The sequence below is a fragment of the Winogradskyella sp. genome (assembly GCF_965228925.1).
GTDB lineage: Bacteria > Bacteroidota > Bacteroidia > Flavobacteriales > Flavobacteriaceae > Winogradskyella.
In genome coordinates this window covers 1,713,940-1,736,225 of the sequence record NZ_OZ245845.1, presented here as the reverse complement: position 1 = coordinate 1,736,225, position 22,286 = coordinate 1,713,940, and the positions used below count along the sequence as shown (strand labels likewise).

17 protein-coding genes are annotated in these 22,286 nt (G+C 37.8%); 7 read left to right on the top strand and 10 right to left on the bottom strand.

All coding sequences use genetic code 11. From position 1 onward, the window contains the following. Positions 1-19 precede the first annotated feature (19 nt). Positions 20-2,194 (bottom strand): carboxy terminal-processing peptidase, encoded by a 2,175-nt coding sequence (locus ACO052_RS07125; RefSeq protein WP_422107318.1) that lies wholly within the window; start codon positions 2,192-2,194, stop codon positions 20-22. Positions 2,195-2,359: 165 nt separating this feature from the next. On the opposite strand from ACO052_RS07125, the gene surE reads away from it, so the two are divergent. From surE to ACO052_RS07100, 5 genes are all read left to right on the top strand, one after another. Then, on the top strand, positions 2,360-3,130 hold the full coding sequence (gene surE, locus ACO052_RS07120; protein ID WP_422107317.1) for a 5'/3'-nucleotidase SurE: 771 nt from the start codon (positions 2,360-2,362) through the stop codon (positions 3,128-3,130). Between the two features lie 29 nt (positions 3,131-3,159). Continuing rightward, the gene (locus tag ACO052_RS07115; RefSeq protein ID WP_422107316.1) at positions 3,160-3,444 is read left to right on the top strand and encodes a hypothetical protein; all 285 of its coding nucleotides are present in this window, start codon (positions 3,160-3,162) and stop codon (positions 3,442-3,444) included. Continuing rightward, the gene (gene lpxB, locus ACO052_RS07110; RefSeq protein ID WP_422107315.1) at positions 3,445-4,566 is read left to right on the top strand and encodes a lipid-A-disaccharide synthase; all 1,122 of its coding nucleotides are present in this window, start codon (positions 3,445-3,447) and stop codon (positions 4,564-4,566) included. It abuts the gene before it with no gap. A gap of 22 nt (positions 4,567-4,588) precedes the next feature. Continuing rightward, positions 4,589-5,098 (top strand): C40 family peptidase, encoded by a 510-nt coding sequence (locus ACO052_RS07105; RefSeq protein WP_422107314.1) that lies wholly within the window; start codon positions 4,589-4,591, stop codon positions 5,096-5,098. A gap of 103 nt (positions 5,099-5,201) precedes the next feature. Next, positions 5,202-7,184: a ComEC/Rec2 family competence protein gene (locus ACO052_RS07100; protein ID WP_422107313.1), complete on the top strand. Its 1,983-nt coding sequence runs from the start codon at positions 5,202-5,204 to the stop codon at positions 7,182-7,184. A 5-nt stretch (positions 7,185-7,189) separates the two neighbouring features. Here the strand turns inward: ACO052_RS07100 and ACO052_RS07095 are convergent, their stop codons facing one another. The 4 genes from ACO052_RS07095 to ACO052_RS07080 all read right to left on the bottom strand — a co-directional run bounded on the left by ACO052_RS07095 (position 7,190) and on the right by ACO052_RS07080 (position 13,632). Beyond that, on the bottom strand, positions 7,190-7,759 hold the full coding sequence (locus ACO052_RS07095; RefSeq protein ID WP_422107312.1) for a thioredoxin family protein: 570 nt from the start codon (positions 7,757-7,759) through the stop codon (positions 7,190-7,192). 173 nt (positions 7,760-7,932) lie between these two features. After that, entirely contained in the window at positions 7,933-9,708 is a 1,776-nt protein-coding gene (locus ACO052_RS07090) for a peptide MFS transporter (RefSeq protein WP_422107311.1), read from the bottom strand. Between the two features lie 74 nt (positions 9,709-9,782). Continuing rightward, a complete protein-coding gene (locus ACO052_RS07085; RefSeq protein ID WP_422107310.1) occupies positions 9,783-11,360 on the bottom strand; it encodes a peptide MFS transporter in 1,578 nt (525 codons plus the stop codon). A 31-nt stretch (positions 11,361-11,391) separates the two neighbouring features. Continuing rightward, a complete protein-coding gene (locus tag ACO052_RS07080) occupies positions 11,392-13,632 on the bottom strand; it encodes a S9 family peptidase (RefSeq protein ID WP_422107309.1) in 2,241 nt (746 codons plus the stop codon). A 141-nt stretch (positions 13,633-13,773) separates the two neighbouring features. Between ACO052_RS07080 and ACO052_RS07075 the strand changes: the two genes are divergently transcribed. Both ACO052_RS07075 and ACO052_RS07070 read left to right on the top strand, forming a co-directional pair. Further along, positions 13,774-15,078 (top strand): hydroxymethylglutaryl-CoA reductase, degradative, encoded by a 1,305-nt coding sequence (locus ACO052_RS07075; RefSeq protein WP_422107308.1) that lies wholly within the window; start codon positions 13,774-13,776, stop codon positions 15,076-15,078. A gap of 70 nt (positions 15,079-15,148) precedes the next feature. Beyond that, entirely contained in the window at positions 15,149-16,543 is a 1,395-nt protein-coding gene (locus ACO052_RS07070; protein ID WP_422107307.1) for a GYDIA family GHMP kinase, read from the top strand. 50 nt (positions 16,544-16,593) lie between these two features. Here ACO052_RS07070 and ACO052_RS07065 read toward each other — a convergent pair whose 3' ends face one another. From ACO052_RS07065 to ACO052_RS07045, 5 genes are all read right to left on the bottom strand, one after another. Next, positions 16,594-18,738: a SurA N-terminal domain-containing protein gene (locus tag ACO052_RS07065; RefSeq protein WP_422107306.1), complete on the bottom strand. Its 2,145-nt coding sequence runs from the start codon at positions 18,736-18,738 to the stop codon at positions 16,594-16,596. 92 nt (positions 18,739-18,830) lie between these two features. Then, complete coding sequence (locus ACO052_RS07060) at positions 18,831-20,120, bottom strand: hemolysin family protein (protein WP_422107305.1); 1,290 nt, start codon at positions 20,118-20,120, stop codon at positions 18,831-18,833. A gap of 3 nt (positions 20,121-20,123) precedes the next feature. Then, positions 20,124-20,315 (bottom strand): hypothetical protein, encoded by a 192-nt coding sequence (locus tag ACO052_RS07055; protein ID WP_422107304.1) that lies wholly within the window; start codon positions 20,313-20,315, stop codon positions 20,124-20,126. A gap of 36 nt (positions 20,316-20,351) precedes the next feature. After that, a complete protein-coding gene (gene lptC / locus ACO052_RS07050) occupies positions 20,352-20,918 on the bottom strand; it encodes an LPS export ABC transporter periplasmic protein LptC (RefSeq protein ID WP_422107303.1) in 567 nt (188 codons plus the stop codon). Beyond that, complete coding sequence (locus ACO052_RS07045) at positions 20,918-22,282, bottom strand: hypothetical protein (RefSeq protein ID WP_422107302.1); 1,365 nt, start codon at positions 22,280-22,282, stop codon at positions 20,918-20,920. The genes lptC and ACO052_RS07045 overlap by 1 nt, the downstream gene beginning before the upstream one ends. Between the last annotated feature and the right edge of the window lie 4 nt (positions 22,283-22,286).

Genomic DNA, 22,286 nt, shown 5'->3' with positions numbered 1-22,286 from the left:
GACAATGCAAATCATCAAATCAATTCTTCACATTTGCTACTTTATTCTTAATGGCATAAGTCATTTTAAGATCGTTAAGTACATTTAAAGCCTCTTCTATGTAGACATCTTTAGCCAAACTTTGGTGCCAACGATCGCGTTTTTCTTTTAAGACAGAGTCCTGCTCCATGAGCTCAATTTCATAGGGCAAAGAGTTAAACGTCAAGTTCGTTTGGTATTCAGATAGTTTTTCAAAGCGCTTGGCCTCTTCTTCATTAAGTTCCATTTGCTTCTTATACGCATCGTAATTTAAAGAATACATTTCGCGATCTCTGATTTTCTTTACCCATTTGGCATTGGCATCTATTAGTTTTAATTGTTCATTAGCTGCCATGCGCGCTTTACTTCGCTCAATAGTGGTATCGTAATCAAAATAATTACCCCATAGCTCATAATCTACAGCATCGATTTTATCCCAAGGCAATGGGTTTTCTTGATCCTTCTCACCAATATCAATATAACTATAGCGGTCAGGTACTATCACATCACTTTTTACGCCCTCTAATTGTGTTGAACCACCATTAACTCTATAGAATTTTTGGGTCGTGAATTTAAGTGCTCCCAAATCCCCATTGGAGTTATTGCGGACTAATCTGTTTAAATCCAATACATTTTGAACGGTTCCTTTACCATAGGTTTGTTTACTTCCAATAACGATGGCACGTTTGTAATCTTGCATCGCCGCCGCTAGAATCTCTGAAGCCGAAGCGGATAGTTCGTTCACCATGATGACCAGTGGACCGTCCCAAATAATAGATTTGTCCCTATCTTTTAATACTTCTTTGGGCTGACCCGTTTCCCTTACCTGTACGATGGGGCCTTCCTCAATGAATAATCCTGCAATATCCACAACAGTCTGCAGAGAACCACCACCATTATTTCTAAGGTCTAAAACTAAGCCTTCGATGCCTTCTTGCTTAAGTCGGATGATTTCTTGCTTGATATCTGAAGCCGCATTACGCTTGTTGTAATTTTCAAAGTCCACATAAAATTTTGGAAGATTGATCACGCCAAATATTTTGTCATCCTTTATAACAGTAGAGGATTTGGCATAGGTTTCTTCGAGTTCAACGATATCTCTCGTAATTGAAATATCCTCGATAGTCCCATCGACTTTCTTTAGAGTTAAAACTACAGTAGTTCCTTTAGGCCCTTTAATCAGTTTAATGGCGTCATCGAGTCGCATCCCAACAATATTTACGGACTCTTCTTCTTGTGCTTGTCTTACCTTTAGGATTTGATCTCCAACCTCTAGTTCATTGGCTCTCCAAGCTGGACCGCCACTGATAATTTCATTAACCATGATAGCGTCCATTCGTTTTTGTAAACGTGCACCTATACCCTCAAAATTGCCCGACATGGCCACATCAAAACGATCTTTATCCTCTGGAGCAAAGTAAAAGGTGTGTGGATCGAATTCCTCTACTATGGCATTTACATAAACAGAGAACCAATCCTTACGCTGCCTGTCATCAATAAAATCGTAGAGCTCATCCAATGAACGTTTGGTCACATCTCTTGCCTCTTTTTCTAATTCAGCAAGCGATTTGTCACCATTACTACTCGGTTTTTCGTTTTGAGCAGACAATACACTTTCCGGAAGACTCCCATTTTCTATATTAGAATCACGTTGTGAGATAGCATCGTCATAATTGGCAATCGTCGAAAACTTAAGCTGTTGTCTCCAGCGCTCTTTCATTTCGCGTTTGTTTTTAACATAAGTCAGACTTTCATAATCTGCTGAATAACTCTCCTGTTTTGAAAAGTCAAAAGGTTTATCCAAAATTTCGGCATAAATCTTTTTTGACTCTTCGATACGCTGTAATAAACGCTCGTGCGTCAAGTTAAAAAACGACACATCATAAGCCTTTATTTGGTCGTCCAACTCATTTTTATAAGCCTCAAATTCCTTAATGTCCGAAGCGTAGAAATAACGTTTAAAAGGATCCAATTGATTTAAATAATCCTCAAAAACATGAGCAGAAAAATCATCGTTAAGATCTTGCGGATCAAAATGCCCATTATCTAGTACATAAGTAATTAATTGAATTAACAACTTATCTTTATCTGGGTCGTCGAATGTTTTGCTCGTAAAACTACATGAGGCAAATGCGATGAGCAATGCCAGAAGTAAAAATTTATAATTCCCTTTCATTTTCAATTTTTTTGAATTTCAACTAAGTAGGTTTCTATAATTTACTAAAATAGAAGAAAAAACCATGCCATAAAAAATCAAGGCACTAATTTTTTGTTAAAGGTACAAATACTTATAATTCTTACGCTTTTTAGTATTTTTACGCTATTCAAAACCTAATGTACTATGGCCAAACGCCCTTTAATTTTAGTCACGAACGATGATGGGATAACGGCACCTGGCATAAGGACCCTAATTAGCGTTATGAACAGCATTGGAGACGTTGTGGTTGTAGCACCAGATAGTCCTCAAAGCGGTATGGGACACGCTATTACGGTCAATGCTACCCTTTATTTGGAGAACGTCAATATCGATGGCAAACAACCTGAATACAGCTGTTCTGGTACACCTGCGGACTGTGTAAAACTCGCTGTGCGTGAAATCCTGAACAAAAAACCCGATATCTGCGTTTCTGGAATTAATCACGGTTCCAACTCGTCAATTAACGTCATTTATTCAGGTACTATGAGTGCGGCTTTAGAAGCTGGAATCGAAGGCATTCCGGCCATAGGGTTTTCGCTATTGGATTACAATTGGAATGCCAATTTTGAGCATTGCAAATCTTATGTTGAAACCATTACCAGACAAGTTTTAGAACACGGCTTACCTGATGGGGTCGTATTGAATGTCAATTTACCCAATCTAGACAAAAAGGATATCAAAGGCATTAAAGTATGTCGACAGGCCCGTGCTACTTGGGTGGAAAAATTTGATAAGCGGACCAATCCCATGGGGCGTGATTATTATTGGTTGGCGGGGAAATTTGTGAATATGGACAACGGTGAGGATACTGACGAATGGGCCCTGGCCAATGGTTATGTATCTATTGTACCTGTTCAGTTTGATTTAACGGCGCATCATACCATTCAACAATTAAATACCTGGACATTAAATTAAAACGACTTCTACGCAGACCTAACATACATATGAAAAAAGAGATATTAATTGGTTTTATTGTTGGCCTAATTGCAACAGGATTTGGCTTGGTCTTTGCCATTCAGATTTTTGGCAAATCAGATGATTGGGGAGAAGTGATACGGCAAGCCATTAATGAGGGCTTTATTACAAAATTGATGAGTATTGGCGCCCTATTAAACCTTGGTGCATTTTTCCTATTTCTAAAAAAGAATCAAGACCACAGAGCAAGAGGGGTTCTGATAGCGACATTATTAGTGTTTATTGCGACAATGGTCATTAAATTTTTCAACTAGATGAACTATTATATCATTGCTGGTGAAGCTTCGGGCGATTTGCACGGTTCAAATTTGATGAAGGCCTTAATTCAATGCGATGATAAGGCCAATATCAGGTTCTGGGGAGGCGACTTAATGCAGGCTGTAGGTGGAGAATTGGTCATGCACTACAAAGAGCGCCAGTTTATGGGGTTTGTTGAAGTTCTATTTAACCTTAGAAAAATTTCAGGCCACATCAAGTTATGTAAGAACGATATTGAAGCGTTTCAACCTGATGCTATTATTTTCATAGACAACTCCGGTTTTAATTTAAGAATAGCAAAATGGGCAAAGGCACAGCATTTTAAAACGCACTATTATATTTCACCACAAGTCTGGGCTTCTAGGGCCAGCCGCGTTGAAAAGATAAAGCGTGATATCGACGCCATGTACTGCATCCTTCCATTTGAAAAGGCCTTCTACAAAAGATACAATTACGACGTGCATTTTGTTGGCCATCCTTTAATCGATGCCATTGCAGACCGTCCCTTAATTGACGAGAATGCTTTTAGACAAACCTATCAACTCGGTGCCAAACCTATTATTGCTTTATTACCCGGTAGTCGCAAGCAAGAAATCTCTAAGATGCTCGGCGTAATGCTAAGTCTAGTCGACGACTTTGAAGATTATCAATTTGTCATCGCTGGAGCGCCAAGCCAAGATTACGAATTTTATGAGCCTTTTATAAAGCAAAACAATGTGAGCTTTATTTCTAATAAAACCTACGATTTACTCAGTATTTCTAATGCCGCTTTGGTCACCTCTGGCACAGCCACTTTAGAAACTGCGCTGTATAAGGTTCCACAAGTCGTGTGTTATAAAGCTAATGCTATTTCGTATCACATCGCCAAACGTATCATTACCTTAAAGTTTATTTCTTTAGTCAATCTCATTATGGATCGCGAAGTGGTCACCGAACTTATACAAAGTGATCTCAACAAAACGCAGTTAAAAAAGGAACTTACAGCAATTTTAGACGAAAAAAAACGTGAACAATTGTTTTTGGACTACTATGAATTAGAAGAAAAACTGGGAGGTAAAGGCGCCAGTGCAAAAGCCGCTAAATTAGTTTATAACACAGTGAAAAATTCAACTAATTAAATTTCTAAGCCCAAAAATTTAAATGAAACACCTATTACCCTATCTACTTTTAATTTTACTGATCTGCAGTTGCAAATCCAAAAAAAACTACAGCTCTAAAAAAAAGGAAACGCCTCCGATAGAAGTCAATACGACCTCTAAGCCTTCTAAAGCAGCTGAGGCTATTGTTAAAACCGCAAAACAATTCAATGGGACGCGTTATAAGTATGGGGGCACTACCAAACGCGGTATGGACTGCTCTGGTTTGGTATATACCGCTTTTACAGATAATGACATTTCCATACCTAGAACCACAAGAGATCTATCCAGCTATGGCAACTGGGTAGACCTTAAGGACATTACTGTTGGTGATCTGGTCTTTTTCGCCACTAGAAAAAACAGCCGAAAGGTTAACCACGTCGGTATTGTGACCCATGTACGTGCTGGTCATGTTGAATTTATCCATGCCTCCACCAGCAAGGGTGTTATCATTTCGTCTTTAGCCGAAAAGTACTGGTATTTTGCCTATGTACAGGCACGACGTGTTTTGTAATCTTTATCCTATAAAGTAATTTCTTTTTAGTATATTTAGTAGCCGCCCCAATGCCATAATGCTACTAAACTTTCCGCTTATAAAATTCGTATTATGCCTTGTGATGGGCATTGTTACAGCGCATTACTTCAAGCCAAATTTTGATGTTACACACTATCTTAGTATTGGATTACTAGTCATAACCACTTTCTATTGGCTAGTACTTAGAAAAAAGATAAATCGAACTCCGTTCTTCTCCATAATCGTTTATGCCGCTATGATGGCGGCCGGTATGAATACTTATCAAATTCATAATGAAAAGTTACGGCCCCAACATTATACCAACATCAATCTTGAAAAAACATCGTATCCAATAACCTTTAAAATAACTACGCGCCTAAAATCGGATACTTATAATGACAAATACATGGCTTCTCTGCTATCGGTAAATCAAAAAACAGCGTCTGGACAAGTTCTTATTAATATTAGGCGCGATTCTACAGTACAGACACTGCCTGTCGATGCCATCTTGTTCACCTCCGCCGAATTCCAAAGCATTCAAAACCCCTTAAATCCCTATCAATTCGATTACAGCAACTATTTAGAACTAAAGCAGGTATATCATCAACTCTATCTCAAAGTAAGTGAATTACATAGTATATCGGATCACGCAACATCCATTTACGGGTTTGCAGATCGGCTAAGAGCAACTATTAATGATCAACTGATTAGAGCTGGTTTTAAAAATGAAATCTTAAGTATCATTAACGCTTTACTATTAGGCCAAAGACAAAGCATTGATAAAAGTACCTACAACAACTATGTGAACTCTGGCACCATTCATATTCTTGCGGTTTCAGGTTTACACGTTGGCATTCTACTGCTTATTCTCAACGTGATTTTTAAGCCTTTACTCTATTTTAAGCATGGCTATATTCTAAGGCCTTTAATCATCGTCATTCTGCTATGGGCATTTGCCGTTATTGCTGGTCTATCCCCATCAGTGACCAGAGCAGTCACCATGTTTAGTATCATCAGCATTGCTATGCATTTAAAACGGCCGACCAATATTTATAACACTTTAGCTATATCAGCATTCTTTATTCTCCTTTTTAAGCCTCGATTTTTATTCGAGGTCGGTTTTCAAATGAGCTATTTAGCGGTATTGGGTATTGTTAGTTTTCAGCCCATTCTATATAACATCTGGAAGCCCAAATACTGGATTTTGGATAAACCCTGGCAAATCTTTACGGTGACTTTAGCAGCCCAAATCGGTGTTGCGCCCATCAGCTTATTCTACTTTCACCAATTTCCAGGGCTGTTTTTTATTTCCAATTTGGTCGTGATTCCTTTTTTGGGACTTATCCTAGGCTTTGGATTGTTGATCATCGTCTTAGCCCTCATGAATCTATGCCATCCTACCATTGTGAGTGCTTACAGTTTCACCATTACCAGTTTAAATGAATTTATTGCTTGGGTCGCTCAGTTTGAATCTTTTTTATTGAGGGACATTCCCTTTACCTTAACTCAGGTTATTTGTTCCTATATCCTAGTTTTCTGTATGCTTCGAGCTCATAAAACAAAGGCCTTTAAGTGGATCGCTATAAGTCTCATCAGTATTATTGGTTTTCAGAGTACTTTTGTTTACAACAAATTCAAAAGGCCAAATGACGCTTTTATCATCTTCAACAAAAGTCGTTTTACCATTATAGGACAAAAACATCATGATAGGCTCAGGGTATATCACAATTTAGATTCGGCAAAACAAGCTACAGACCATATTATAAGAAACTATAAAGTAGGTGAAATGATTCATACGGTAACCGTCGATAGTTTAGAGCACTTCTATCAGTTTAATAATACGACTATTTTGATTATTGATAGTCTAGGGACTTACAAAGGTTTGCGTTTTAAACCCGATTTTGTTTTACTCCGCGATTCCCCAAAAATCAACCTCAATCGTCTTATTGACAGTATGTCCCCAAAGGGCATTATCGCAGATGCGAGTAATTTTAAAAGTTATGTCGAACGCTGGAAAACCACGTGTAGGTATAAAAAAATCCCTTTCCACTATACCAATGAAAAGGGAGCTTTTATATTACGTTAATACGGTTATTCCTTAAAAGTAGGCTTAAAGGACTTATAGTACTCATTAAACTTTTCTTGGGTATCCATCTCCTTGTACTTATCGGTCTTAAACAGCTTTAAATACAATTCAATTTGCTGTGGTTTTAAGTACCCTTTAATTGGAGTGATGTAGTTGGCCTCTTCATCAAAAAATACCATAGTCGGATAAGCGCTCACCCTTAAATATCTTGTAAACTCATGTGGACTATTACGTCGTTTGGCCTTTGCCGGATCATACCCTGGGTTACTAAAAGTTTGGTCCTTATAAGTCACGGAGTCGTTCCCTTCAGCATTGAATTTAACGGCGTAGTAATGTTCATTGATATAGTCGACCACATCCTCATTATGAAAGGTGTTCTTATCGAGTAATTTACACGGCCCACACCAACTGGTATAGACATCCATGATAATCTTTTTGGGCGCTTTTTTCTGTAGCTCAATAGCCTCTTCAATCGTAACCCAATTAATTTCTTTTTCGAACGCTTCATTGGAGTTTTGGAATGATATCAGTGTCCCAAAAGCCATCAAAGCGATAATTAGTTTTACCTTTTTCATTTGTAGATTTTATTTTTCAACAAGGTCAAGTGTAATTCGTTATTAAAGTATTACCGTACATTTAATTGCCCTGTGTATTCCTCATTTCATGTCCGATTTGTTGCAAATATGATGTCGAACTTACAAAAAAAGCCCCAAATATGGGACTTTTTAAGCTATTTTAACGGTATATGTTAACGGACGCCATGCATTAAACGCTTTAATAAAGGATGCAATGCTAGGGACACTAGCCCGAGTCCTATAGGTACAATTGTAAAAATCAAAAAGAAATAGGATAAGCCATCTTCTTTGGTTATCTTTTCTATGTCTCCTCCGACATAATGTGCCATTTTATTACCGATAGCGATGGCTAAGTAGTAAACACCAAACATAAAGGCCACCATTCTTGCTGGCACTAACTTGCTCAAATAAGACAGTCCCATTGGTGATAAACACAATTCACCTAAAGTATGCAACAAATAGGCAAATACCAACCAAGCCATACTTAATTTTGCACTTTCTGCGCCAAGTGGAACATTTCTAGCAGCAAAAGCAAGTAAACCAAAACCAAGGGCCATTACGATTAAACCTAAAGCATACTTTACGGAAGCAGGCGGGTTGTATTTACTATCCCACCACTTAGTGAAAAGCGGTGCAAAAATGATTATATATAAAGAATTTAATATTGCAAACCATGTGATCTCTACCTCTTTTGCCTCAGTACTAAAATTAATATAGAGCTTATAAATGACCAGTGCCCATATAATGACAAAACTAAGAGCCAATACTATATTTGATAAACTTATTCTTTTAAAAGTCTTTCCAAATAAACTTATTAACACATAGGTTATAATTATAATAGGGACTACGGTTACAATCAAATCAATGATTTTAAACGTCAATGCTGCATTTCCCTCCAACACTCTATCAGTATAATCTCTAGTATATAAAGGCATTGAACCTGCCGCCTGTTCAAAAGCGGCCCAAAAGAAAATGGTGAAAATACAGAAAATAGTAAAAGCAATCATTCGATCCCTTACGATTCTTTCATATCGTGGAATCCTTATTACCAATATCAAGATAAAAACTAGGGCAGCTAGTAAAGCAAAAAACAAAGAATCCGTCATTCCAGCAATAGTAAAATTCAATATATCATTTTTACCAATCTTACTAAGTGGATCGTTAATTATAAAAATTAATGCTGAAATAATAAATACACCTATTAACACATAGTCAATAGTCAGAAATTTATTCAATTTACCTGTAATTTTTTCTTTAGTGGAGTTAACATTATCTACAAGATTATCTATCAAATCTACTTTTTCATTTTTCGGTTTATCACCAACATTACCAAATAAGGGTTGTGCATAGTAAAATTGTACCATCCCTAAAAACATGAATATTCCTGCCAATCCAAAGCCATAACTCCAGCTTACATTCTCACCAAGCCATCCACATAATAAAATTCCTAAAAAAGCCCCAGCATTTACACCCATGTAAAAGATGTTGTAAGCCCCATCCTTCTTATCGTCATGACCTTCGTACATTTTGGAAATTATAGAGGTCATATTGGGTTTAAAGAAGCCATTTCCAAGAATTAATAGGGTAATACCAATGTACAGGAATGTTGGAGTCTCAATGGCCATTGATGCATGCCCCAAGGTCATTAATAAGGCACCAATGACAACAGCCATACGATAGCCTATTTTATTGTCCGCTAGCCATCCACCAACTATTGGTGTCAAATACACAAACATTGTATATGTTCCTAACAAGGACAGTGCTGCAGGTTTATCCCAGCCCCACCCTGGATTATCTCCTGTTAAGAGCCCTGTTAAAAAGATTACTAGAATGGCACGCATGCCATAGTAAGAAAAACGTTCCCACATTTCTGTAAAAAAGAGGACAAACAGACCCGCTGGATGTCCCATAACCTTGGTTGCGAAAAAATCTTCTGATGACTTATTCATAAATATTAATCGTATTTAGTTAGTGAAGAAATACCCTTACAAATAGTCATCTGTAAGGGTATCTTATATTGATGTTAGTTATTGATATCCGGATCTGCTAATTCAAAACCTTCCGTTTCGTCATTATCTTTTCCTTCAAGATCTTCAGCACCGTGCGTCAATCGTTTTAATGGTTTTAATATGGCAATCACTAATAAGCCAAATATGGTACAAAATACCGCAATACCTGTAAAGATGGTAAACTCTCCTAATTCTGAAGCCGATTCACCAAGTAAACCAGCTACCTTATTGCCCAATCCTGTAGCAGCAAAATAAGCGCCCATCATAAAAGCCATCCATCGCTCAGGAGCGAGTTTCGTAATAAACGATAAAGCTACAGGTGAAGTACAGAGTTCGCCCAAGGTATGGAACAAATAGGCTAATACAAGCCATTGCATACCAGATTTGGCAATAACTTCTCCTGCCGCATCATAGCCCACTTCCTTACTAGCAACAGACATAAAAAAGAAGCCCCATCCCATTATGACTACTCCGATAGCCATTTTAAATAATGATGATGATTCTTTTTTTCTATTCTTCCACCAAACCCAAAAACTTCCTACTATGGTTGCAAAAATTAATATAAAAATGGCATTAACGGACTGAAACCAACTTGCTGGAACGCTGAAGTTACTAGTAAGTGCCAAATTCGTTTTTTGCTTAGCATAAACATTCATTAGACCACCTGCTTGCTCAAATGCCCCCCAAAAAATAATTATTATTAAAAAAGATAAATATGTAACTAAGATTCGATCTTTCTCTACTTTATTACCGTCATTGTAGACCACAATACCAACACCAACGGCAAATGCTAAACCGATAATCAAAAGCCCGTAGTCCCAAGATCCGTATCCAAACCAAACAACTAGTCCTAATAGTGCAGTAATTAGAAAACCAATTATGGAGTTCTTACTTTGAAAAATGGCTGTTAAAAGGTTTTTCCCTTTTTTCTCACTATCATCTCTGTCATCTAAAACAAGATTACCAACATGTTTAATATGCTTTTGCCCAAATGCATAAGTTAACTGTCCGATTAACATTCCTACACCAGCCATTCCAAAGCCCCAATGCCAGCCAATATTCTCCCCGACATAGCCAACTGCAATAGCAGCGGCAGCAGCACCTAAATTGATTCCCATGTAGAAAATATAGAAGCCCATATCGCGTTTGTTCTGTTCGTTTTTTGGATAGAGTCCACCTACCATAGTAGAAATATTAGGCTTTAACATTCCAACACCCATGACTATAAGAATAAGACCGGTATAGAATGCCCACATCTGCTCTATGGCAAGTACACTGTGTCCAGCAACTAACAGAAGTCCTCCAACATAAACAGATTTTCGCTGTCCTAGCAATTTATCAGCTATTATTCCACCTGGGATTGAAGCAACATATACAAACATCGTGTACCAACCATATAATGCAATAGCACTATCATTAGCCCAGCCCAAACCTGGATTATCCGATGCGGTCTCGGCAACAAGATATAATACCAATATGGCACGCATTCCATAGTAGGAAAAGCGTTCCCACATTTCTGTTAAAAATAAGATGTACAATCCTACTGGATGTCCAAATAGTTTCTTCTGATTAGCTAAAACTGAATCTGACATATGATATAATTTAGTTAGTTATTTTTATTAATTAACCTTTAATCTTAGCGGTTTCCTTGTCTTCCTTATCATCTTCTTTGCGCTTATCCCCTAAAGTGCTGTTGATAAAATTGGTCATCTTTTTATAAAGATGCAATCTTGTATTTCCTCCGTAAATCCCATGGTTTTTATCAGGATAAATCATCCATTCAAACTGCTTGTCGGCTTGTACTAAAGCTTCAACCATGCGCATGGTATTTTGCAAATGCACATTATCGTCACCCGAACCGTGAATCAGTAAGAAATCCCCTTTTAATTTATCGACGTGATTTATAGGTGAATTCTCATCGTAACCACTTGGATTTTCTTGAGGAGTCGTCATGTAACGCTCGGTGTAGATGGTATCGTAAAACCTCCAACTGGTCACTGGTGCCACTGCAATGGCCATTTTGAATACATCATTACCTTTAAACAAGGCATTACTACTCATAAAACCACCATAACTCCACCCCCAGATGCCTATGCGCGATTCGTCAATATAAGGCAAGGCTCCTAATTTTTTAGCAGCAGTAATTTGATCCTCCACCTCATATTTTCCCAATTCATTTTGTGTCACTTTTTTAAATGCTGCTCCTTTATAACCTGTACCTCTACCATCAATACAAACCACTACATAACCTTGTTGCGCCAACATTTGATACCAATAGTCATTGGCGCCATTCCAGCGATTGGCTACAGATTGCGAACCAGGACCAGAATACTGATACATAAATAATGGATAGACTTTGTTCTCATCAAAATCTGCTGGTTTAATCATCCACATGTTCAAATCATTACCATTTACAGAAATGGTACTAAACTCTTTTTTGGACGTTATATAGTTCCCTACCTTCTGAGCCAGTCGGTCATTGTCCTTAATACTCGTTACGAGATTTCCTGATTTAGCACTATTTAAAGTATATTCTGGTGGAGTCGTTGCACTAGAATGCGTGTTGATAAAATAGGTGAAATCGGCACTAAACGAAGCGCGGTTAGTGCCCTCTGTTTTTGTTAATCGCTTTTTATTCTTGCCATTTAGTTTTATGGAATACACATCCCTATTGATGGAGCCGTTCTCTACAGACTGGTAATAAATGGTCTTCTCTTTTTCATTAAACCCATAATAATCCGTGACTTCCCAATCTCCTTGAGTCACTTGGTTAATGAGTTCACCGTCTTTTGAGTAATGGTAAATATGGTTAAATCCATCTTTCTCACTGGTCCAGATAAAACTATCATCTTTTAAAAAGGTTAAATCGAATGTCACATCGATATAGGCCTTATCTTTTTCCGCCAAAACCAAGTCTGAAGTCATGGTTTGGGTATTAATCATCCAAAGGTCCAATTCATTCTGATGGCGATTCATATATTGAGCGCTGAGTACTTGAGCATCTTTGGTCCATCGTAATCTTGGAATATAAAAATCCTGATACGCTTTGTCCACTTTGATTTCCTGAAGCTTTTCAGAATTTAGATCATAGAGATGCAATGACACTTTCGAATTCTCCTCCCCTGCTTTAGGATATTTAAACACCTGTTGTGTTTGGTATAAGCCCGACCCAAATACATCCATTGAAAATTCAGGAACATCAGTTTCATCAAATCGGATAAAAGCGATTAAATTACTATCGGCGTTCCAATCAAAGGCTCTAACAAAACTGAACTCTTCTTCATAAACCCAATCAGTGATCCCGTTGATGATTTTATTTTTTTCACCATCAAAAGTAATCTGCTTGACATCACCCAAGCTCAAATCCTTAACATAGAGATTATTCTCAAAACCATAGGCAATTTTGGTCCCATCTGGAGATAAAGTGGGCTCTTGAACTAAATCGTCTGAAACTTTAGTCAGTTTTTTAGTAGCAATATCGTACACATAATATTCCCCCAATCGAGAACGTCTGTAGACGGGCTCTTCGTTTGTGGTCAATACCACTTTGGATTCATCATCGCTAAAGGTATAATCAAAAAAACCTTGAATGTCTGCGATATCCGCAGAAGAGACCAAGGTTTTTACTTTTTCTAAAGTTTTATAATCGTAAATATCGATAGTGGATGCTCTATTTTGCCTATCGAAATTTAGTACCGAATACTGCTTTCCGTTTTTCATGGAATGTAAGGCCTGCATGCCTTCGGTCCTAAAAGCACCGCTCCAAATATCTTCGAGTGTTATCTGTTGGTTTTGACAATAAATTAAAGAAGTGGTTAAAAACCCAATAATTGCAATGAAGAATCTCATTTTTACGTCGTTCATAGTTTGATAAAGCAATGCCAAGTTTACTAAAAATTATGCAAAAAATAGCTAATATTAACAGTAAATCGGCAATAATAATGGTTTGTGCACCTATTTTATGCCATTCCTTAAGTATCTTTGCTTTTTTAAACTGATGACCTTATGCCAAACGCTATTTCTGGCTTTTCCAAACTTTCAAAATCCGAAAAGATTGAATGGCTTTTAGACACTTATTTTTCAGATAAAGAAGCGGCTAGGACGCTTGTAAAGCAGTACTGGAATACGGATAAAAAACTTCAAAAATTACATGATGAGTTTATAGAAAACACCATCACCAACTATTATTTACCCTTAGGTGTAGCTCCTAACTTTTTGATAAATGATAAGCTTTACACCATACCGATGGCCATTGAAGAAAGTTCTGTAGTGGCTGCTGCCAGTAAAGCGGCTAAATTTTGGTTAGATCGTGGTGGATTTAAAGCCGAAGTTCTTTCAACTGAAAAAATTGGTCAGGTTCATTTTACCTACAATGGCGATTTTAAAGACCTTCAATGTTTTTTTGAGCGCATTAAACCTAAGCTATTCACCGCTACTTCTGATATTACTAAAAGTATGGAGCGTAGAGGCGGTGGTATTTTAGATATTGAATTAAAAAACAAGTCACAGGACTTGGCGCATTACTATCAACTGCACGCAACGTTTGAAACCCTTGACGCCATGGGAGCGAATTTCATTAATTCGTGCCTTGAAGCATTTGCTAAAACCTTCAAAAGCGAAGCTGAACAATCACTACCTGGCGATTTAGAGATGGTGATGAGTATTTTATCTAACTACGTCCCGAATTGTTTAGTAAAAGCTGAAGTCTCTTGCCCAATCTCTGAACTAAGGAGTAAAGATATTTCTGATCCAGAACGCTTTGCTAAAAATTTTAAACAAGCCATCAATATCGCTGAAATTGAACCTTACAGAGCGGTGACACACAACAAGGGTATTATGAATGGTATTGATGCTGTTGTTTTGGCAACTGGCAATGATTTTAGGGCCGTTGAAGCTGGAGTACATGCCTATGCCTCAAAAGACGGCACCTATACGAGCTTAACTCATTGTTCTATTGACGATGGCCTTTTTAAATTTTGGATTGAGATTCCATTGGCTCTAGGTACTGTTGGCGGTCTCACCAGTTTACATCCACTGGTTAAGTTTTCTCTTGAAATGCTCGAAAAACCCTCGGCTAAGGATTTGATGCAAATTGCGGCGGTTGCTGGCTTGGCCCAAAACTTTGCAGCTGTTAAATCGCTTACCACAACAGGTATTCAAGAAGGCCACATGAAAATGCACCTAATGAATATCCTCAATCAGTTTGAGGCGACACCCCAAGAAAAACATAGGTTAATCGAGCAGTTTAAAACCAACGTGGTTACCCACAGTGCTGTTGTTGAAGCTATTGAAAATTTGAGAAAAGACTAATTTATTCTGGCGGCCGAAGTGTCATGCTGAGCTTGTCGAAGCACTCTCGAAGTCGCCACTGTTAATGATTATGCCCAAAGGATACGTTTACATATTAGAATGCAATGATGGTTCATACTATACTGGGAGTACAGTCGACATTGAAAAACGAATAAATGAGCATCATGATGGTAAAGGTGCTAATCATACTAAAAAGAGACTCCCTGTAACCCTAATGTATCTTGAAGAATTTCAAAGAATTGATGATGCCTTTAATAGAGAAAAACAAATTCAAGGTTGGAGTAGAGCTAAAAAAGAGGCTTTGATAAATAATAACTTACACAAGTTGCCCGAATTATCATTGGCTTACAGAGACAAGGTGGCTTCGAGAACCTCAGCCACCAATAAATCGAGAACCTCAGCCACCAGGAAATCCAAAACTTCAACAGATATGACGTTGCCCGAGGTGGGGACTGAGGGAACTCGAAGTACTCTCGAAGACAACACATTGAAAAAAACTTTTAGAAGCAATGGTAAACTACTCATATCTGGAGAGTATGTCGTACTTGATGGTGCCAAAGCATTAGCCCTTCCAACGACATATGGTCAAAGCTTAAGTATTGAAGAAAACAGTTCTAATACGATAACTTGGAGAAGCCATAACGAAAAGGGTGAAATTTGGTTTGAAGACACCTTCATCATAAATGATGGAGAGATCCTAAAATCTGCTTCGACGACCTGTCCGCCGCACAAGGCTTTGGAAGGCGTGGCTCACAATACAAATATTCAAATTGACTATGCGACTGCCGATCGGTTACTCCAAATTCTTAAAGTAGCAAAAGATCTAAATCCAACGTTTTTAAAGAACAACCAAGGCTATAACATTACCACACACCAAGATTTTAATAGAAAATGGGGCCTAGGTACTTCATCGACCTTAATTAATAATTTAGCCAATTGGTTAGAAATCGACGCCTATAGCTTATTACAGAAAACTTTTGGAGGAAGCGGTTACGATATTGCTTGTGCTCAAAACAGTACGCCCATTACATATCAATTAAACGACCCAAAACAAAGATTAGTTGAACCAGTTGTTTTTAATCCCTCTTTTAAAAACCACTTATACTTTGTTTACCTCAACCAAAAACAAAATAGCAGAGATGGCATTAAAGCTTATAAAGCCCTTAGGAGCGTCGATACGTCTACGGTAAATACGATCAGTCGTCTCACAGAATCCATCATAGCTTCAACATCACTTTCGGACTTTGAACATTTGGTCACTGAACACGAAGCTATAATTGCCCATTTAATTCAGCAAATCCCTATACAATCGAGATGGTTTAGTGATTTTGACGGAACCATTAAAAGTTTGGGAGCTTGGGGCGGTGATTTTGTTTTAGCGACTTCAGCAACTGATCCTACAGATTATTTTACATCCAAAGGGTTTACAACCATCATTCCGTACCAAGAGATGGTACTCAACTAAAAAAGGCCTTGCATTTCTGCAAAGCCTTCATCTATACTATCTATACTACTTTAGTAGACTGTTTTGGCTCTATTATCTTCAATGTCTGCCGCTTCCTCTAAAGCTTGATATACTTTAGTCTGAACAGAATTTCTAAGCGCAGTATTCAATCTATTGATAATTGGCGTGTAGTTATCTAAGGCTGTAGCATCGGTCACTTTGGTAACTTCAATCACATAAACACCTTTCTCACCATCAATAGGTTTTGAAATTTTCCCTTGTTCTAAACCAAATGCCGCACCAATGACCATTGGTTCTGCACCAGCACCAGCAAGTGTCGTATTCTTTAAGGTCAACGCAGCGGCCGTTCTTGGACTTTGCCCTTGGTTCTTAGCAATGTCATCAATGGTAGTTGCCGTAATCTTTTCGCGAATCATTTTCGCTTTCTTTTCTTTTCTAATTTCTGGGGCAGCAGTGATGGAGGCGTCCTCTACACTCATTGGACCTTCTTCCTTCTTTTCTACCAGTTTAGCAACGATAAATCCGAAGCCTGAAATCGGGAAATTTTTGTAGTCTCCAACATCAGTTCCATCTTCAAATGCCCAACGTACCACTTGTCTTTGAGCTCCTAATCCAGGAATATTTTCGTCCAATTCCTTAAAGGTAATTGGTTTTACCGTGAGTTCGCGTTCTTTTGCCAATTCTTGGAAATCGCCATCTTTAGCGGCTATTTCGAACTTGGACATCTTATTAAACACATCTTGTAGCGTTTGGTCAGATGGCTCTATCTTTCTTGCTAATGTCCCTATTTTGTAAGCAGAGTTCATACTCTTTTGCTCTAAAATCTCAATAATATGATACCCAAAAGAGGTGCCCACTACATCGATATCCCCTACTTTATTTTCGAAGGAAAATGCTTTAAATTCTGGTGCCATACCCGCATTGTATGCAAATTCAATTTCACCATCCTTCTCGTTACTTACCTTATCAGAAGATAGCTCTAACAAGTCCATAAACTTAGTCCCTGCTTTTATCTGAGCCAAAATACTATCAGCCGTCTTTTTAGCCTCTTCGGGTGTTTTGGTAACCGATGCATCTGCTCTTTGACCACCCACAAACGGCACTAAAATATGTCTGACATTAACAGTATCTGGCATCTGCTCTACAGCTATCATTTTAGACAGTTTAAAATACTCACCATCTTTATACGGCCCATAGTACTGACCTGCTTCTAAGGCCGTCAAACTATCCTTTGCAACTGCAGGCAATTGTGCTACTCTCAAAAAGGAATCGTCGTACTTAACATCAGAATTCGAATTAATAAAGGCTTCCACATCCTTAACTGTATCGAATCCAGGGATGGTGTCGGTATTCCCACTACTCTCATTGTACTCTGCTGTGTCCCCTTTTAACTTTAACAGCTCTGCCTTTATAGCATCCTCATCTGCAACCGAAGCTTCTTCTTTAAACTCTACATAAACGACTTCCCTGCTGGCATCCGCTTTAAATTGATCTTCATGATCTTTCATGTAAGCCTTAACATCAGCACTTGTCACTTCTACAAGACTATCTGCTATGGTCGTGTAAGGGATTTGTACAAAACGAATATCTACATTCTTAGCATCTGCTAAGTAGTCATCTTCGGCCTCTGCTATGGTCGTACCTACACCTGCTTTAATTAAATTATAATACGATTGTTGTATGGCATTAGACGCAATATTATCTTCATAAATGGCCCAACTTTCATAATTGACCAAAGAGTTTCCAAGTGGTGCAGCTTCACCATTAAGGTCTTTTAGATTCGCTATAAACGCATTTAAACGGTTCACGTCGAAGTTGCCGTTCTCATCTTGAAACTCAGGATATGACTGCACACTATTCTTAAGCAAATCGCGCATTTCGTCTTTCTCAACGGATAGGCCTAAAGTTTCATATTGGCTCTCCATAATAATCTTACGAAGCTCTTGGTTATAAATCGCATTCATGGCCTGCGTCGATGAAATTCTTCCACCAACCCTGTCTTGATAATTCTTTACCTTTTGTTGAAAATCAATTCTTTCAATGTCCTTACCATTGACCGTAGCGATGACGCCTTGGGTATCTGAAAACGCGTTGGGATTATCAATCACTCCTTGAATCACAAAAGCGAATAAGGCCAGTGCAATTACCAATATGAGGATAAGTGAACGCTGTCTGATTTTATTTAAAATTGCCATAGTCTATTATTTCATGTAAATAAGTTCGCGAAAATAGTGTTTTCTACGAAATTATAAAAGTGGAAGCCCAGTTTTTGTAAGCAATTTAAGTGTTAATCCGCTTCGAGTATTTTAAGCTGTACGATATCTATTTTTGTGGAGGATACTTCTTCAATGGTAAACTTAAAATTCTCGATTTGAATCGCTTCGTTTTCTTGTGGAATGCCTTCAGTTTTATTGACAATCAATCCGCCCAAAGTCTCATAAGTTTCACTTTCCGGAAGATTTAATTTATAAGCTTCGTTGATATAATCGACTTCCAATCGGGCAGAAAATCTATAGGTACTTTCGTCGATTTGCTCTTCTGTCATATCGAGTGTATCATGCTCGTCCTCTATCTCGCCAAACAGCTCTTCTATGATATCCTCAACAGACATAATTCCCGAAGTACCACCGTATTCATCAATGACTACAGCAATACTTTGGCGTTTTTTAGTCAGAATATTAAGGACATCTTTGATAAGAATCGTTTCTGGCACAAAACTTACTGGAATAATAACAGACTTAATATGCTCTGGCTTCTTAAACAATTCAAAAGCATGCACATAACCAAGTATATCATCAATAGTGTCTTTGTATACCAGAATCTTAGTGTGGCCCGTCTCAATAAACAATTGTCTTAGGTTTTCTATGGACTCAGAGATGTCTACCGCGGTAATTTCAGTTCTGGGTACCATAACCTCTCTGGCCTTTACATCAGAAAATTCAAGGGCATTCTGAAATATTTGAATTTCACTATCAACCTCTTCATGATCTTCAAACGACTCCATCTGTTCGCTGATATAATTACCAAGTTCTACCTTGGTCATGGCCAAAGCCACATCTTCTCCTTTGGCTTTAAACACATATTTTAATACGGCATCGGAAATCCAAAGCACCAAATCCGAAATCCAAGTAAACACTACATAAAATATATAAGTAGGAAGCGCTAGCACTTTGAGTAAGGTATTGGCATAAATTTGAAAGAACACCTTAGGTAAAAATTCGGCCGTTATCAGTATGACTAAGGTCGAAATAACCGTTTTAGTCAGTAACTGAAAATCGGTTAGCAAATAAGTCAATGTTGTATTATCCAAAGGCAACATCGACTGAAACCATGTCACCAACACATCACCCATTTTAAGGCCATAAATAACCAAGGCAATATTATTGCCTATAAGCATGGTTGCAATATATTTTGATGGCTTAGCCGTTAACTTGGTTAATATTTTCCCTAAAAAACCCTCCTGCTTTTTTTCGAGTTCTATATGGATTTTATTGGAAGACACGTAAGCAATCTCCATCCCTGAAAAAAAAGCGGACAGGATAAGTGTGATAATAATAATGACTATGTCAACAGCCATGGGCTATTCTTTATTTCTGTCCTGAAACTTTTTAGTGAATCGCTTTCTGAAAAAGAACATAAATAAGGCAAGCGCGACAAAGAACAGGGACATGTAAGATCGATTTCTATCCACTGTCCAATTAGATATGGCATCCCAAAGAAATAAGATAGCAAAGACAATGTAGGCGTATTGAAAGATTTTTAAGATTTTCATCCGTTAGTTATAACTATATTAATGCTACAAAGATAGTTAATTATCAAGTTCGAAGTCTCCGCCCATTTCTAACATCTCAAAGTTCTTAAAGTCTTTATCCGAATCAAAACCAACACCGTACTTTGTTCCTGAGGCTTGTGTAAAGACCCAAGGTTGATTCGTGAAGACCCATTCTAACTTTTCGTTATAATATAACTGATTTGTCTTCAAGACCTCGCCACTGTGCGTGGTAATGGTGACATCATCTCTTAAATCTATAATATCCGTATCTGAATAAAAAATAGCATAGCGGGATGTAATGGTCGTTATTTTGCCATCGTCATCATAAACTTTTAATAAAATCCCTTCTGGAAATTCTGAAAACGAAAAATCTCGGTTAGAATAGTCTAACATTTTAGGGCTTATGAGGTTGGCCTTCAGATGAACAGTATCCTCAATAAGTTCAGTATATTTTAAATCGATTTGCTTCGCTTCTCCAATAGGTTGGTTTTGGAGCACTCCAATTTTTTGAACATCGCCAAAGTCATTTTCACATGAAAAAAACAAAGTCACAACAAATGCTGTGACTGTGTTTCTTACTATATATAAATGTTTAATTGTCATTAAATACTTGGCACGGTTACCGAGCGACCTATCCAACAACCAATTTTAATGGTTTGCCCTGAGTTCCCTGCAGTAAAAATATCCGATTTTGAAGGGGCACTAGCTCTATAACTGGCAGCAGATTTTGAGGCTGCAGATTTTAGACGGCCATCAATCCTACCAGCTTTTTCCGCTGTACTCGCTGCTAACCAAAATACAGCGCGCTTATTAAAATTGGTATCCCCACAATTATTGGCACTCTTTGCATACATGGCAGCAATGGCTATATAAGGTGACCCGTCAGATGGATTCAACTTCATGGACTCCATATAATACTGTCTGGCCTTACCATAACTTCCTTTTGATTTTAATTCATTAGCCAACTTTTTATAAAGCTTTGCCTTTTTTAGAGGGTCTGGCTGTAATTCTAACGTTTGGTCAAAATACTTTTGCTCACCTGTTAACAGATATAAATAATAGGCCGTATCTGCTGTAGGCTGGATACTATTTTTCTGCTCTACTAACTTTAAAAACAAAGGGTCTTCCTTACATCCTTTAGCATACATACGATTCATAGCACGTTGCAACCAAACCTTATCATTTTTCTTTTCCTCAAAACTCTTTTGGTATAAGGGTATTAAAACGTCACAAGTCGCTCTATCCCCTAACTTTTTATCCATACTTGGTATAATCTTAGTGTCGAAGGCATCGATATATGACTCATAACTCGATTTGCGCTTAGCATCTTTTTTGCTTAAGGTTTCTCCTGCCTCTTCCTTAGCTGCATACTTGTTAAGTTTCACCGTATTGGTTTCAACGATACCTTCAATGATTTCATTAACATCATCGTATTTATCAAACATGTCCTGAGCTGGCATTTTACCGGCATCGAACAAATCTACCGCTAGTGAGAAATAGGTATACAAAGCTTTGGGATTTGTAAAGTTTTTGGCATCTTTAGTATAGGCCTCATTAAACTTATCATAGAGTTCTTGATTACTCTTGCCTAACTCTTTCTTGTATTTGTAAGCCAAGTTCGCTTTATCCTCCAAGATTTCACCAAGATCATATTTAGACTTAAAGTTTTCTCTACTTTGATCATAAAGCAACATTAAATCATTGATATGTGCTACTTGATCTGCTCCCGAAGAATTTTTAATCTTATGCATCAATATCTTTTCACCATGTGCATAAATCGCTCTATTGAATCTTGGACATTTGTTACGCACAATTTTCCATGGTTCATATGCATCGTCGTATTTCTTGCTCTTAACATAACTATCAAAAATTGATAGATTATTCATACACTCTTCATCTTGCTGGGCATAACTCATATTAAGACCCACAAAAAGAGCTGCTAATACTATGGTTATTTTCGTCTTCATGTTA

Bases quoted from the DNA above. Each gene is read 5' to 3' on its own strand.
- ACO052_RS07125 (WP_422107318.1), bottom strand. From the start codon at position 2,194: ATGAAAGGGAATTATAAATTTTTACTTCTGGCATTGCTCATCGCATTT.
- surE (WP_422107317.1), top strand. From the start codon at position 2,360: ATGGCCAAACGCCCTTTAATTTTAGTCACGAACGATGATGGGATAACG.
- ACO052_RS07115 (WP_422107316.1), top strand. From the start codon at position 3,160: ATGAAAAAAGAGATATTAATTGGTTTTATTGTTGGCCTAATTGCAACA.
- lpxB (WP_422107315.1), top strand. From the start codon at position 3,445: ATGAACTATTATATCATTGCTGGTGAAGCTTCGGGCGATTTGCACGGT.
- ACO052_RS07105 (WP_422107314.1), top strand. From the start codon at position 4,589: ATGAAACACCTATTACCCTATCTACTTTTAATTTTACTGATCTGCAGT.
- ACO052_RS07100 (WP_422107313.1), top strand. From the start codon at position 5,202: ATGGGCATTGTTACAGCGCATTACTTCAAGCCAAATTTTGATGTTACA.
- ACO052_RS07095 (WP_422107312.1), bottom strand. From the start codon at position 7,759: ATGAAAAAGGTAAAACTAATTATCGCTTTGATGGCTTTTGGGACACTG.
- ACO052_RS07090 (WP_422107311.1), bottom strand. From the start codon at position 9,708: ATGAATAAGTCATCAGAAGATTTTTTCGCAACCAAGGTTATGGGACAT.
- ACO052_RS07085 (WP_422107310.1), bottom strand. From the start codon at position 11,360: ATGTCAGATTCAGTTTTAGCTAATCAGAAGAAACTATTTGGACATCCA.
- ACO052_RS07080 (WP_422107309.1), bottom strand. From the start codon at position 13,632: ATGAACGACGTAAAAATGAGATTCTTCATTGCAATTATTGGGTTTTTA.
- ACO052_RS07075 (WP_422107308.1), top strand. From the start codon at position 13,774: ATGCCAAACGCTATTTCTGGCTTTTCCAAACTTTCAAAATCCGAAAAG.
- ACO052_RS07070 (WP_422107307.1), top strand. From the start codon at position 15,149: ATGCCCAAAGGATACGTTTACATATTAGAATGCAATGATGGTTCATAC.
- ACO052_RS07065 (WP_422107306.1), bottom strand. From the start codon at position 18,738: ATGGCAATTTTAAATAAAATCAGACAGCGTTCACTTATCCTCATATTG.
- ACO052_RS07060 (WP_422107305.1), bottom strand. From the start codon at position 20,120: ATGGCTGTTGACATAGTCATTATTATTATCACACTTATCCTGTCCGCT.
- ACO052_RS07055 (WP_422107304.1), bottom strand. From the start codon at position 20,315: ATGAAAATCTTAAAAATCTTTCAATACGCCTACATTGTCTTTGCTATC.
- lptC (WP_422107303.1), bottom strand. From the start codon at position 20,918: ATGACAATTAAACATTTATATATAGTAAGAAACACAGTCACAGCATTT.
- ACO052_RS07045 (WP_422107302.1), bottom strand. From the start codon at position 22,282: ATGAAGACGAAAATAACCATAGTATTAGCAGCTCTTTTTGTGGGTCTT.